At 30.3% G+C, this 14,170-nt stretch carries 12 protein-coding genes; all 12 read left to right on the top strand.

The window, feature by feature from the left end:
• The first annotated feature begins 9 nt into the window (after positions 1-9).
• Positions 10-177, top strand: coding sequence for a PglD-related sugar-binding protein (locus tag QUF93_RS29095; protein ID WP_434476099.1), 168 nt, complete (start codon positions 10-12; stop codon positions 175-177).
• Between the two features lie 135 nt (positions 178-312).
• Positions 313-1,524, top strand: coding sequence for a glycosyltransferase family 4 protein (locus QUF93_RS27525; RefSeq protein WP_289375913.1), 1,212 nt, complete (start codon positions 313-315; stop codon positions 1,522-1,524).
• Positions 1,525-1,544: 20 nt separating this feature from the next.
• Positions 1,545-2,585, top strand: a complete 1,041-nt coding sequence (locus tag QUF93_RS27520; RefSeq protein ID WP_289375912.1) for a polysaccharide biosynthesis protein — start codon at positions 1,545-1,547, stop codon at positions 2,583-2,585.
• Positions 2,586-2,601: 16 nt separating this feature from the next.
• Positions 2,602-3,711 (top strand): capsular polysaccharide biosynthesis protein CapF, encoded by a 1,110-nt coding sequence (locus QUF93_RS27515; protein ID WP_289375911.1) that lies wholly within the window; start codon positions 2,602-2,604, stop codon positions 3,709-3,711.
• Positions 3,712-3,714: 3 nt separating this feature from the next.
• On the top strand, positions 3,715-4,857 hold the full coding sequence (gene wecB, locus QUF93_RS27510) for a non-hydrolyzing UDP-N-acetylglucosamine 2-epimerase (RefSeq protein ID WP_289375910.1): 1,143 nt from the start codon (positions 3,715-3,717) through the stop codon (positions 4,855-4,857).
• Positions 4,838-5,926 (top strand): glycosyltransferase, encoded by a 1,089-nt coding sequence (locus QUF93_RS27505; protein WP_289375909.1) that lies wholly within the window; start codon positions 4,838-4,840, stop codon positions 5,924-5,926. Before wecB ends, QUF93_RS27505 begins: the two co-directional genes overlap by 20 nt.
• Positions 5,904-7,007: a glycosyltransferase family 4 protein gene (locus tag QUF93_RS27500; protein ID WP_289375908.1), complete on the top strand. Its 1,104-nt coding sequence runs from the start codon at positions 5,904-5,906 to the stop codon at positions 7,005-7,007. The genes QUF93_RS27505 and QUF93_RS27500 overlap by 23 nt, the downstream gene beginning before the upstream one ends.
• Entirely contained in the window at positions 7,004-8,200 is a 1,197-nt protein-coding gene (locus QUF93_RS27495) for an O-antigen ligase family protein (protein WP_289375906.1), read from the top strand. Before QUF93_RS27500 ends, QUF93_RS27495 begins: the two co-directional genes overlap by 4 nt.
• Entirely contained in the window at positions 8,184-9,302 is a 1,119-nt protein-coding gene (locus tag QUF93_RS27490; RefSeq protein WP_289375904.1) for a glycosyltransferase, read from the top strand. The genes QUF93_RS27495 and QUF93_RS27490 overlap by 17 nt, the downstream gene beginning before the upstream one ends.
• A 650-nt stretch (positions 9,303-9,952) precedes the next feature.
• Positions 9,953-11,431, top strand: a complete 1,479-nt coding sequence (locus QUF93_RS27485; RefSeq protein ID WP_289375902.1) for a polysaccharide biosynthesis protein — start codon at positions 9,953-9,955, stop codon at positions 11,429-11,431.
• Positions 11,432-11,682: 251 nt separating this feature from the next.
• Entirely contained in the window at positions 11,683-13,056 is a 1,374-nt protein-coding gene (locus QUF93_RS27480) for a UDP-glucose dehydrogenase family protein (RefSeq protein WP_289375901.1), read from the top strand.
• The gene (locus QUF93_RS27475) at positions 13,034-14,059 is read left to right on the top strand and encodes a GDP-mannose 4,6-dehydratase (RefSeq protein ID WP_289375899.1); all 1,026 of its coding nucleotides are present in this window, start codon (positions 13,034-13,036) and stop codon (positions 14,057-14,059) included. The genes QUF93_RS27480 and QUF93_RS27475 overlap by 23 nt, the downstream gene beginning before the upstream one ends.
• The last annotated feature ends 111 nt before the right edge of the window (positions 14,060-14,170 follow it).

Raw genomic sequence — 14,170 nt, 5'->3', positions numbered from 1 at the left:
CCCCTTCTTATAGTAGGGGCTAGTGGCCACTGGAAAGTTATAGCTGATATCGCACTGAAAATGAATAAATGGCAGGATATTTCTTTTTTGGATGATAACGGAAACATAAAAACTTCAATGGGAATAGAAATAATTGATAGATTAGCGAGGACAGTGAAAGTTGGAAGAGGTACTTGATTGGGGATTGGTAGCGTAGTAAGTAATAACATAAATATTACACATAGCTGTAAAATTGGTGCAGGTGCCGTGGTAATTAGAGATATAACTGAATCTAGAACTTATGTAGGGGTTCCAGTGAGGAGAGTTTAATGTATGAATGTCTTGTTTTTAACACTTCTAGATTTTTCAACAATTAAAGAAAAGGGCATATACACTGATTTGATACGAGAATTCGTAAAAGGTGGACATCACGTCTATATTATTTCTCCGACGGAAAAGAGAAAGCAGCAAAACACGCGGTTGATTGATATGGAAAATTGTAAAATATTAAAACTACAAATCGGTAATATTCAAAAAACTAATATGATTGAAAAGGGTGTTTCAACTTTAACCTTGGAGTCTAAATTTCTAAAAGGTATTAAAAATTATTTCTCAGATGTTAAGTTTGACTTAGTATTATATTCAACGCCACCAATAACGCTTCAAAAGGCGGTTGAATACGTACAAAAAAGGGATAATGCAAAAACATATCTATTACTAAAAGATATTTTCCCTCAAAATGCAGTAGATCTAGGTATGATAAAGAAAAAAGGGATTGGGAGTTTGCTTTATAAATATTTTAGGAATAAGGAGAAAAGATTGTATAGCATCTCAAACTATATTGGGTGTATGTCAAAAGCTAACGTGAATTTCTTACTGCAAAATAACCCTGAAATATCTCCAGATATTGTCGAAATATGTCCGAATAGCATAGAACCTTTAAATGTACAAAAGGATGTAAGAAAGAGTAATGAAGTTAAGGCTAAATATAAAATACCAATTGATAAAACGGTCTTTATTTATGGAGGAAATCTAGGGAAGCCACAAGGAATTGACTTTTTAATGGAGTGTCTCAAGGCTAACAAAAATAATGATCAAGTTCACTTTGTTATAGTTGGAGCGGGGACAGAGTTCGCTAAGCTAAAAACTTGCGTTAATAACGAAAATTTAACTAATACACAATTATTTTCTCAATTACCAAAGGATGAGTATGATATTTTAGCAAGTTCATGCGACGTTGGATTAATATTTCTTGATAAAAGATTTACAATACCTAATTTCCCTTCAAGGATTTTGTCATATATGCAAGCTTCGATGCCTATTTTAGCAGCGACTGATATAAATACGGATATTGGAGAGATTATTGAAGATGGTGGATTTGGTCTGTGGTGTGAAAGTAGTAATAGTGAGAGTTTTAATGAAAAGCTAAATCAAATGTGTAACAGAGAATCGAGAAAATCTATGGGGATTAATGCTAGGAGATATTTAGAGGCAAATTATACAGCAAGAAACTCATATGAAGTAATAATGAATCATTTCAAATAATATGAAAAGAGGTCATTAATATGTTTAAGGATAAAATTTTATTAATAACAGGTGGTACGGGTTCTTTTGGTAATGCAGTGATGAAAAGAGTTTTAGATACCGATATAAAAGAGATTCGTATTTTCTCACGCGATGAAAAAAAACAGGATGATATGAGAAAACTTTATAGCAATGACAAATTGAAATTTTACTTGGGGGATGTAAGGGATTTAGCAAGTGTTAAAAATGCCATGCATGGTGTAGATTATGTTTTTCATGCAGCTGCATTAAAACAAGTTCCTTCATGTGAATTTTTCCCCTTAGAAGCCGTAAAGACTAATATTATAGGTACAGATAATATACTGACGGCTTCTATAGAATATGATGTGAAAAAAGCTATCTGTTTATCTACGGATAAAGCGGCTTATCCAATCAATGCAATGGGTATTTCGAAAGCAATGATGGAAAAAGTGTTTGTGGCAAAATCAAAAACAGTATCTCCAGAGAATACACTTATTTGTGGTACGAGATATGGTAATGTTATGGCTTCACGTGGATCAGTTATTCCACTATTCATAGAGCAAATTAAAGCGGGTCAACCTTTAACTGTGACTGACCCTAATATGACAAGATTCCTGATGAGCCTAGAAGAAGCTGTAGAATTAGTAGTATTTGCTTTTCAAAATGCTGTAGCTGGGGATATTATGGTTCAAAAATCTCCTGCAAGTACCATTGGTGATCTTGCTCAAGCTGTAAAGGAATTATTTAATGTTGATAATGAAATTAAAGTAATTGGTACACGTCATGGAGAAAAGCGCTATGAGACACTGCTAACAAAAGAAGAATACGTGGTAGCGGAAGATTTAGGAGGTTTCTTTAGGGTTCCTGCGGATCGAAGAGATCTTAACTATGATAAATATTTTGCTGAAGGAAATCAAAAACTTACTACTATTGGGGAATATAATTCAGATAATACACAGATCCTTGATATTGAACAAATTAAAGAAAAATTATTAGAATTAGATTATGTGCAAAAAGAACTTGAAGAATGGAATAAAACGCAAGTTTATACAATGAATTAGAGGACGGGGATAATTAATGAAAATTCTTGTTACAGGTGCAAAGGGCTTCCTTGGAAAAAACCTTGTTGCCGAACTTAAAAATCAGGGCTATGAAGATATATTCGAATTTTCTAGAGAAGATGATATTACATTACTTGAAAGGTATACGAAAGAATGTGATTTTGTTTTTCATTTAGCTGGTGTGAATAGACCTAAAGATGAAAATGAATTTATGGAAGGAAATGCCGGGTTTACATCTCAATTGCTACATTTATTAAAAGAGCATGGTAATAAGGCCTCCGTACTTATTACTTCTTCCATTCAGGCAGAAAATAATAATCCGTATGGGAAAAGTAAAAAAGCTGGTGAAGAGATATTATTCAATTATTCTAAAGAAACTGGTGTTAGAGCTTATATATATAGACTTCCAAACTTATTTGGAAAGTGGAGTAAACCTAATTACAATACGGTGGTAGCTACGTTTTGTCATAATATTACTAGAGGGTTAGATATTCAAGTAAATGATCCGGATGTAGAATTGAATCTTTGTTATATAGATGATGTATTGGAAGAGTTTTCAAGAGCTTTGAAGCATAATCCGACTATACAGGGTGAACATTGTTTTGTGCCTATAACACATAAAATTAAGCTTGGGGAATTAGCGAATGTAATAAAAAGCTTTAAAGAGGGTAGAACAAATTTAAGTATTTCAAATATGGGAGATGCTTTAACTAAAAAGCTCTATAGTACATACTTAAGCTTTTTACCAGAAGACGAGTTTGCATATGATCTTAAAATGAATAGTGATCATAGAGGAGCATTCACGGAATTTATTAGAACATCTGAAAGAGGACAAGTTTCTATAAATTTGTCAAAACCAGGAATTACAAAGGGAAATCATTGGCACCATACAAAAAATGAGAAATTTTTAGTAGTGAGTGGTGAAGGCTTAATTCGATTTAGAAAGATAGATTCCGAGGATATTATTGAATATCGAGTGAGTGGAGAAAAATTACAAGTTGTTGATATACCAATTGGATACACTCACTCAATTGTAAATGTTGGGAAAAATAACCTTGTGACAGTAATGTGGGTAAATGAATGTTTTGATCCTGAAAAATCAGATACTTACTTTTTGGAGGTATAGTTTATGAAAAAGTTAAAAGTTATGACGGTTGTTGGTACTAGACCGGAGATAATAAGGCTATCAGCTGTAATTAATAAATTAGAAGAATCAAGTGCGATAGAACATATTCTTGTTCATACAGGACAAAATTATGATTATGAATTAAATGAAGTGTTTTTTAAAGATTTTAATTTAAAAAAACCGGATTACTTTTTAAATGCAGCTACTGGAACAGCTGTAGAAACCATAGGCAATATATTGGTTAAGATAGATCCTATTATGGAAGAAGTTAATCCAGAAGCATTATTAGTGCTAGGTGATACAAATAGTTGTTTATGTGCTATCGCGGCAAAAAGGAGACAAATCCCAATCTTCCATATGGAAGCAGGCAACAGATGTTTTGATCAAAGGGTACCTGAAGAAACGAACAGGAAAATTGTTGATCATACAGCTGATATTAATTTAACTTATAGTGATATTGCAAGAGAGTATCTTCTCAGAGAAGGAATACAAGCAGATAGAATTATTAAAACAGGAAGTCCAATGTTTGAAGTTCTTAATTCAAGAAAAAAGGATATTGAGGAATCAAATGTATTAGAAAGATTAGGACTCGAAGAAGAAAAATACTTTGTAGTATCTACTCATAGGGAAGAAAATATAAATTCAGAAATAAATTTCTTGAATTTAGTAAGTAGTCTAAATGCTATCTCAGAAAAGTATAATATGCCTGTAATTGTAAGTACACATCCAAGAACCCAAAATATGATTGATGCGAAAGGAATAGAATTCAATCCATTAGTAAAGACATTAAAACCTTTAGGATTTAATGATTATGTAAAACTTCAAATTAAATCTAAAGCAGTTCTTAGTGATAGTGGGACTATTAGTGAAGAATCCTCTATTCTACAGTTTAGAGCACTTAATATTAGACAGGCTCATGAAAGGCCAGAAGCGATGGAAGAAACTTCTGTTATGATGGTTGGTTTACAGCAAGAGAGAATTATCCAAGGTCTAGAAATATTAGAAGTGCAAGAAAAGGATACATTAAGATTTGTTGAAGATTATAGCATGCCTAATGTTGCAGAAAAGGTGCTTAGAATTATCCTTTCATATACAAATTATGTAAATAGAGTTGTGTGGGGGAAAAATGAGAATAGTTATAAATAATATAGCAGCGAGTTCGGGTGGTGCGTTATCAATACTAAGAAGTTTTTATGACTATCTTGTCAAATCAGGAGAATCAAAAGAACATGAGTGGATATTTTTATTAAGTGATAGGTATATTGAAGAAACTGATAATATTAAAGTAATTACACTGGATACAGTCAAAAAAAGTTGGTTAGCCAGATTGAAATTTGATTTGTATAGTGGTAAAGATTTTATTTCGAAATTAAATCCAGATATTGTATTTTCACTACAAAATACAATTACATTTGGAGTGAAATGTCCACAAGTTTTATATATGCATCAAGCAATACCTTTCCAAAATGTAAAAAGTTTTTCTTTACTGAAGACTGAAGAAAGGACTTTAGCCGTTTATCAACATCTTATTGGTAAGTTAATAAAAAAATCTATAAAAGAAGCAGATAAAACAATAGTTCAAACACAATGGATAAAAGAAGCGGTTATTAAAGCTACTAAAATAGACTCTAAAAAAATAGTGAATATATTTCCTCCGATAGAAGATTATCTGAAATATAAGAGGAATGATACGAAGTTTAAAAGAAAAAATTTCTTTTATCCAGCAGCTAATAGTTTATATAAAAATCACCAATGTATATATGATGCTTGTGTTGAATTAAACGAAAAAGGTATTTCAGAATACAATATTTCACTAACTATTAAAGATAGAGAAGATGTAGGAAATATTTCTTTTATAGGAGATATTCCTTTTGAATTAGTTATGGAGAAATATAATACATCTACATTGATATTTCCTTCGTATATAGAAACGGTAGGATTACCTTTAGTGGAAGCTCGACAAATAGGCACTATAGTTTTAGCAGCTGACTGTCCTTTCTCAAGGGAAGTATTAGATGGATATTCAAATGCATATTTTTTTGATCCATTTAAACCTCAACAGCTGGCTAAATTAATGGAGAAAGTAATTAATGGCCAAATAAGTCCTGTTGAAGCAGATGAATCAAGGAAAGTAAGTAATAATGGTTGGGCACTTACAATAAAAATTATTAAAGGCATAAGTGGTGAAAAAAATGAAGATATTATGGCTAACTAACATTCCATCACCTTACAGGGTTGAATTTTTTAACGAACTCGGACAACATTGTGATTTAAGCGTTTTATTTGAGAGAGATGGTTCCTCAGAGAGAGATAAAAGTTGGTTGGAGTACGAATGTACTTTTTTTAATGGAGTAATTATGAAGGGGGTAAACCTTGGAATAGATAAAGCTATTGCCCCTGGTGTTATTAAATATATTAAAAATAATAAGTACGATCATATTGTAGTATCTAACCCTCTAACTCCGACAGGTATTCTTGCTATAGAATATCTAAGGTTAAATAAAATTGATTATTCTATTGAAACTGATGGTGCTTTCCCAGGTAGCGGTCAATCTTTGAAGGAAGTAATTAAAAAATATATTTTAAAAGAGGCAAAATGTTATTTTAGTACTGCTGAGGTACATGATCAATATTATATAAAATATGGTGCGGATAGTAAGAATATTATAAGGTATCCTTTTACCTCTATAAAAGAAATTGAAATATTAGATAAACCTTTAGAGCGCGAAGAAAAATTAGTGTACAGAGATATGCTTAAGATGAAAGAAGATAAAATAGTTTTATCTGTGGGAAGATTTGTTCACTTAAAAGGATTCGATGTATTATTAAAGGCCTGTCAGAATCTTGGTGAAAATGTTGGCATTTATATTGTTGGAGGACAGATAACCAAAGACTATTATGAGTTAAAGAATGATTTAGGATTAGTAAATGTACATTTCATCGATTTTAAAAATAAAGAAGAGTTAGGTGTTTTTTATAAAGCGTCTGATTTATTCGTATTACCAACTAGGCAGGATGCTTGGGGGCTAGTAGTAAATGAAGCTATGTCTTTTGGGTTACCAATTATAACTACTGACAGGTGTGTAGCTGGATTGCAATTAATAGAAAATGATAGAAATGGTTATATTGTTCCTGTTGAGAATGAGATTGCTTTAGCAGATAGGATAAACAACATATTAAGCAATACAGAACTTATGAAGTATATGAGTGAAGAAAATATTAAGAAGATGAAAGAATATACAATAGAAAAAATGGTTGAAACACATATTCAGGTTTTTGAGGGAATTATAAGATGATAGATAAAATAAGAACAAATCCAAAAAACAAGAAAATACAGTATCTTTTTGTTTTTACTGCATGTTATTCAGTTGCAATGCAGGCATTTTTAATGGTTGAAGGTATTTATTCTATTTTAAGGTACATCTTATATGCTTTGATGCTATTAATTTTATTTGCTTTATTTGTTACAAAGCAAATAAGGTTAAAGAATAATACCATTATTGCAATGATAGTAATTGCCTATATAAGCCTATTAATAGGATTAGTCTATTCGATCATATTTGGTACTAATATTATAATTGAGAGCACGTTGTTGGTACCCCTCCTATTAATTATTATAGGTTATAATGTTAATCTCCATACTAAAAATCAAAGATGGTTAATTTATTGCTACGCCATGCTAACTTCACTAGTTGGTTGGTATATAATCTTGAGTTTTGGGAACGGGCTTACTCTTAGTGGACAATATTTTTTAGCACAAAAGAATCAGATAGGTGCGATATTAGGCGTATCAATAGCATTACTGTTGTATATCTTGTTTTCCCAAAAAGGTATTATTAGGGAAAAGCTAGCACCAATACTTTTTACTAGTATACTTTTAATCATGAACATAATACCTTTATTTTTATTGAGGAATAGGACGACAATGCTTGCGATAATAGTGTGTTTTGTTTTGGTAATCATAAAAACATTTCTTAATGTAGGAACAAAGAAAAGTGCTAAATTTTTAATTGTTTTTTCAGGATTGCTAATGTTATTTTCAGCCAATACTATTATTGATTTTGTATATGAATCATTTTTTTTAAATACTGATACGAAGGATTTGAATAGTGTTAGTGGTGATAGATTTGATGTTTATGTCGCTACTATTGAATTTCTTAAAAATAATTTATGGTTTGGAAAAATGGGGACAGAATCATCTATCTTCGACCCACATAATTTTTTATTATACAATTTATATAAAAAAGGATTATTGCTAAGTTTAGGTTATTTTATAATCTATTTTTTATTTTTAGGGAAAATAGTGAAATCTTGGTTTACAGTAAAATTGGCAGATTTAAGTATATCTGATTATTTATTGATTATTTCATTTATCACAAGTATCTCTGAGTATCAGCAACCCTTTGGACCAGGTACGACACAACTATTAGCATGGTTCTTTATAGGAAATGAATTAAGGAATGGAAAAAAATATGAAAAAAAAAATTAATGTCATTATAGTTCCTCAGGAATACAATCAAGCAAATCACATTGAGCTTTGGCAAGAAATGGGGAATCAATCTAATAATATTACTGTAGTTGTAAATATAGGTGCAGATTTATTTGTTTCAGTAATGAAAAAAAGATTCTTTAGAATAAAAGAAGCAATGCAAGCTCCTAGATTGCTTAAAAATAATTTAATTCTATTACGTCCACTTTATATATTAAGGCCTGAAGTGTCTAATAATATAATAAATTGGCTAAATGTAAGATTATTAAAGCGTTCTTTAAAAAAGATAGTACCAAATATAGAAGAATATCAGATTAATGTTCTTCATTATGGGGGAGTATGGTCCAGTCTTTTAGATAAATTGCACTTAAACATAAATTCTTATTATTATATTATGGATGAGGTCAGAAATGATGCGCATAATAATCAAGTAAATGCAAAGCGTAGCATGTATGATGAAATGGCTTGTAAAAATGGTGAATTTTTATATTTAATGAGCCCTAAACTTACAGAAAATAGGGAAGAATATCTTCATAAACTTAAAGTAGTTGGTAATGGTGCTATGCAAAAAAAGTATGATATAGATATAAAACCTATCCAAAATTCGGTTGGGATTATAGGAAATATTAGGGATTGGATAGATTGTGATCTATTAGAAAAATTAATAAAATTAAGACAAGACATACATTTTGGATTTGTAGGCAATATTGAAAACAACATGCAAAGCTATATGGAGCACCTTACATCAACGTATAAGAATGTAGAGTATTATGGGGAAGTAAATAAAGCTGAAATTCATAATTGGTATAGGAAATTTAACGCAATAATAGTTCCATATAAGCAAAATGAGTTCATGAAAGCAACTAGACCGATTAAAATTGTGGAATCAATTTTTGCATCAACTCCTGTAGTTACTATTCCAGTATCTGGTTATGATGAATGCACATTTATTAAATTTGCTAAGAGCATGGATGAATTTTCTAGTAAGCTAGATATTGTAATTAATAATAAGATTGATATTGACTCAAAAGAATATAAGGATTTTATTAAATTTAATAGCTGGTCTTATAAAGCAGAAGAAATACTAAGTGAGTTTGAATAGATAAAATATGGATTAACATATGAACTGATTTTGGACTAATCAAAGTTTATGAAGATAGGGATATGCCTTATTAGTTTGAGATTTAGGTCTGTGGATATTTTAAAATACGATTGTTTCAAGGTTGAATAGTAAGTGTTAAAAGAACTTGTTATTAAATAAAAATTGATTTGAAAAGAAATAGTTGCTAATACTATTTAATGAACGAATGGTATATATTTATGAAATATCTCCCTTCATTTACTACTGTAAATGGAAAAGGAACATTCTATTGAGGCAATAAGTGAGGGGAGCTATTACTTATATTTATTATAAAAATAGATGAAGAGTATCAAAAGTTAGCATTAATTACCGATAAAGAAAAAACAACAACTATAATATTTCATTTATGTATTGAAATTTAAATATATAAAGTGATGAATTAAGTAAATATATATCTGTCTAGGGTAAGTAGAGATCTATGTAATCATTCGATTATGGTATGTGAAAAATAGCGAACTTGTCGGGATGATTTATTTTTTAATGTTTTTAGTAAATGAAGTAGCTTAGAGAGATGTAGATAATCAGTTTGGATCTAGGGGGAATTAGATGAGAAAGTATTTCGGAAGATAAACTGATAAGTAATGTTGTGAAAGATACTGAGGGAGCGTTTCATGATAAAAAGTAACCTTAATAAAAATATAATAACTAACATTTTTTTTCAAGTTATAAATATTGCTTATGGATTAATATTGCCAAGATTAATTATTGTTAATTATGGTTCTGAAATAAATGGTTTAGTTTCTGCAGCCCTACAAATTATAGGCTACATGAAAATTGTCGAGGCGGGATTGAGTACTGCTAGTATAAGACAGTTTTATGCTCCATTAGCTAATAAAAATGCCAGAGAGATAAGTGATTTATTCCAATCTATAAATTATTATTATAGGAAAATTGCAAACTACTTTATGTTAATATCTTTTATAGGTGCGGGGATATATGCATTTTTAGCAAATACTAGTATAAATAATGTATATGTATTTCTTTTAGTTATTGTAATAGCTCTAAGTACTTACCTGGATTTTGCCTTTTCTACAAAATACTACATTTATTTTTTAGCAAACAAAGAGGTTTTTAAATACCAAATACCACAAATTTTGGCCCAGATTATTAAAATTTTAGTTACACTTATAGGTATATATTATGATTTTGATATCGTAATGTTATTGCTTATATTGAGTTTAGTAGTGCTATTAAAAATGCCTATTCTGAATATGTTTTTTAAACATGAAAATATTGTTTTGAAATCTGAGTATCAACTTATTAAAATAGAACAACGGGATTCAGTGTTAATACATCAAATATTGGGCTTAATAATTTATAATGGACCTATTATTTTGATAAGTATATTTATAGATACGAATTTTGCTAGTATCTTTGCGGTATATAATTTAATATTTGGAACGTTCTATAGTTTTTTTAATTTAATATACGGTCAATCACTATTGCCGCAATTAGGTCATGCGTTGTCAACAAAGAAAGAAGCTAACATTAAAAATATGCACGAAAAATTTAATAAATATGGTATTTTGATTATTTTGATACTAATGATTACGACAAGTGTCATGTTTAAGACGTTTATACAGATATATACTTCTGGAGCCGATATAGATTATTATAGTTACACAACTATGCTCCTATTTTTATGGTATACATTTATAAATTGCTTAAAAGTACCTTATCAAACTTTAGTCAATGCTAATGGTAACTTTCAAAAAACTATTATTCATTCTATCATTGAGGTTATAGTATTCATATTAATAATATTAATTTTTTGGAGTAAAATTTCAATAGATATTTTTGTTTTAGGGTTATTACTGAGTAGTATTTATAAAATGGTTAGTTTGAAAATATTCTCAAATATTCATATCGTTAAAGAATCCTGGAAACAGCACTATTTTCAAATAATTGGGCTGATTGTTTTGTTAATTATCAGTATAAGTATAAGTGTCACCACAAAGATCAACTTAAATATTAATAACTTGTTTGAATGGGTTATAAGTTCCATGTTTACTGTAATAATAGCTTCCGTATTAAGTATAGTTATAATTATTTTACCAGAGCTTATTTTAAGTAAAGTTATAAGGAAATAAAGAATCAAAAATGTGAATAAATATAATAGTGATATATAAGATTAGGTAATTACGGTGTGATAGCTTTTTTATTTAGTTTTAAAATCTATTATAAATAAGATGCATATATAACAGGCTATGCAAAAATAGATAAGGCTTTCATCTTAATTTTATATGATAGAAAATAATTAAAGATATTATTTGAGTAATAATTTTTAATTTGATTAAATCTCCTATAAGATATTTTATTTATATATGAAGGGTACGATGATATGTACAAAATAGCTGTAGCAGGAACAGGGTATGTTGGTCTGGTAGCAGGTGTATGTTTTGCTGAGGTTGGTCATCAAGTAACTTGCGTTGATATTGATGAGAAAAAAGTTGAATTAATGAAATCAGGTGTTTCACCAATTTATGAAGCTGATTTAGAGGGTTTAATGCAGAAAAATTATGCTGCTGGAAGAATTAATTATACAACGGATTACAAGTCAGCATATAAAGATGCAGATGCAATTTTCATTGGTGTAGGAACTCCTGAACAAGCTGATGGTTCTGCAAACCTTTCATATATTGCAACCGTTGCAAAACAAATTGCTGAAAGTGTAGAAAAGGATTGCCTTATTGTTGTAAAATCAACCGTTCCAATTGGAACAAATGACAAAGTAGAGCAGTTTATTCAGGACTTTTTAGTTAATGATGTGAAAGTAGAAGTGGCATCAAATCCAGAATTTTTAGCTCAAGGATCTGCGGTTCATGATACGCTATATGCAGAAAGAATTGTTATTGGTACAGAAAGTAAATGGGCTGAAAAAGTGTTAATGGATCTGTATAAACCATTCCATTTACCTATCGTTTCAGTAAATAGAAGATCAGCAGAGATGATTAAATATGCTTCTAATGATTTCCTAGCTCTTAAGATTTCTTATATGAATGATATTGCTAATCTTTGTGAGTTAGTTGGTGCGGATATTCAAGATGTTGCAAAAGGTATGAGCTTTGATGAGCGTATTGGAAGCAAATTTTTAAATGCAGGTATTGGGTTTGGAGGATCATGCTTCCCTAAAGATACTAAAGCATTAGAGTACTTAGCGAGACAAAACGGTTATGAATTAAGAACGATAAAAGCTGCCATTGATGTAAATAAAGATCAAAAGACTCTATTATACAAAAAAGCGAGTCAAAGATTAATTACTTTTAACGGTCTTAAAGTGGTGGTATTAGGATTGACATTTAAACCTGGTACAGATGATTTAAGAGAAGCTGCATCTCTTGAAAATATTCCTCTACTGTTAGAGCAAGGCGCAGATATTTATGCATTTGATCCAGTAGGTGCGAATAACTTTGCTAAAGTGTATCCAGAGGGGAAAAATAAGAACGGTAATATCACATATGCTACGGATATTGAACAAGCTTTAGAAGGTGCAAACGTCTGCTTTATTTTCACAGAATGGGGAGAAGTGAAGGCATTAACTCCAGAAATTTATAAAACATTAATGCGAACACCTCTAATTTATGATGGTAGAAACATTTATGATGTGCAAGCAATGCAAGAAGCAGGCATAGAATATCATTCTATTGGTAGAAAATCAACAAGTAGAGATCGCATGAAGGAGTTGAATAACAGTGATTTACAAGCCTCTAGATAAAAATAAAATATACCTTATTACTGGAGCCGCTGGTTTTGTAGGATACTTCTTATCTAAAAAATTATTAGGGCAAGGTTGCAAAGTAATAGGTGTTGATAATATAAATGATTATTATGATGTGAATCTTAAATATGCTCGTTTGGAGCAACTTAAGCCATATGAGAAATTTACCTTCATTAAAGGGGATATTTCTGATAAGGATATGATTACTAAGATCTTTGAAGAGTACAAGCCAAATATTGTAGTGAATTTAGCTGCACAAGCTGGTGTGAGATATTCAATTGAAAATCCAGATGTATATATTCAAAGTAATATTATTGGTTTTTATAATGTTCTCGAAGCATGTAGACATTACCCAGTTGATCATCTTGTATATGCATCATCTAGTTCTGTGTATGGAGCAAATAAAAAGGTTCCTTTTGAGGAAACAGATTTTGTAGATAACCCAGTATCACTTTACGCATCTACTAAGAAATCAAATGAACTAATGGCTCATACGTATAGTCATTTGTATAAGATTCCTGCTACTGGGCTTCGCTTCTTTACGGTGTATGGTCCAATGGGACGTCCAGATATGGCTTACTTTGGTTTTACTGATAAGTATTTTGCTGGTGATTCAATCAAAATATTTAATAACGGTGATTTTGAAAATGACCTATATCGTGATTTTACTTATATAGATGATATCGTTGAAGGAATCCAACGTCTTTTGAGTAATCCACCTAAAGGTGATGTTGAACATAAAGTATTCAATATTGGAAATAATAATCCTGAAAAACTAATGGTGTTTATCGAAACATTAGAGAAAGCGCTAGGTAAAGCTTTAGGAAGAGAAGTTGCATTTGAAAAGGTATTTGAGCCTATCAAACCAGGAGATGTACCAGCTACTTATGCATCAACTGATTTATTACAGAAGGCTGTAGATTTTAAACCTGAAACTTCTATAGAAAAAGGCTTACAGGAGTTTGCTAATTGGTATGTAGAGTATTATAAAGTGAAATAATATTGATTATGCTTTTGGGAAAGGAAAATCCATCAAAGGTTTAGGTTACTTAAGATAGAATATACTTTGATATACTGGTTATAGAATGTCATTCTTAGTATAAGAGACTAA

The organism is Bacillus hominis, assembly GCF_030348325.1.
In the GTDB taxonomy this organism is placed as follows: domain Bacteria; phylum Bacillota; class Bacilli; order Bacillales; family Bacillaceae_G; genus Bacillus_A; species Bacillus_A hominis.
Note: the sequence above shows the minus strand (reverse complement) of the source record. Positions and strands in the feature narration are given on the sequence as shown.

Coding starts and splice junctions, on each gene's coding strand:
- QUF93_RS27505 (WP_289375909.1), top strand. CDS start 4,838: ATGAGAATAGTTATAAATAATATAGCAGCGAGTTCGGGTGGTGCGTTA.
- QUF93_RS27480 (WP_289375901.1), top strand. CDS start 11,683: ATGTACAAAATAGCTGTAGCAGGAACAGGGTATGTTGGTCTGGTAGCA.
- QUF93_RS27495 (WP_289375906.1), top strand. CDS start 7,004: ATGATAGATAAAATAAGAACAAATCCAAAAAACAAGAAAATACAGTAT.
- QUF93_RS27485 (WP_289375902.1), top strand. CDS start 9,953: ATGATAAAAAGTAACCTTAATAAAAATATAATAACTAACATTTTTTTT.
- wecB (WP_289375910.1), top strand. CDS start 3,715: ATGAAAAAGTTAAAAGTTATGACGGTTGTTGGTACTAGACCGGAGATA.
- QUF93_RS27500 (WP_289375908.1), top strand. CDS start 5,904: ATGAAGATATTATGGCTAACTAACATTCCATCACCTTACAGGGTTGAA.
- QUF93_RS27490 (WP_289375904.1), top strand. CDS start 8,184: ATGAAAAAAAAAATTAATGTCATTATAGTTCCTCAGGAATACAATCAA.
- QUF93_RS27520 (WP_289375912.1), top strand. CDS start 1,545: ATGTTTAAGGATAAAATTTTATTAATAACAGGTGGTACGGGTTCTTTT.
- QUF93_RS27515 (WP_289375911.1), top strand. CDS start 2,602: ATGAAAATTCTTGTTACAGGTGCAAAGGGCTTCCTTGGAAAAAACCTT.
- QUF93_RS27525 (WP_289375913.1), top strand. CDS start 313: ATGAATGTCTTGTTTTTAACACTTCTAGATTTTTCAACAATTAAAGAA.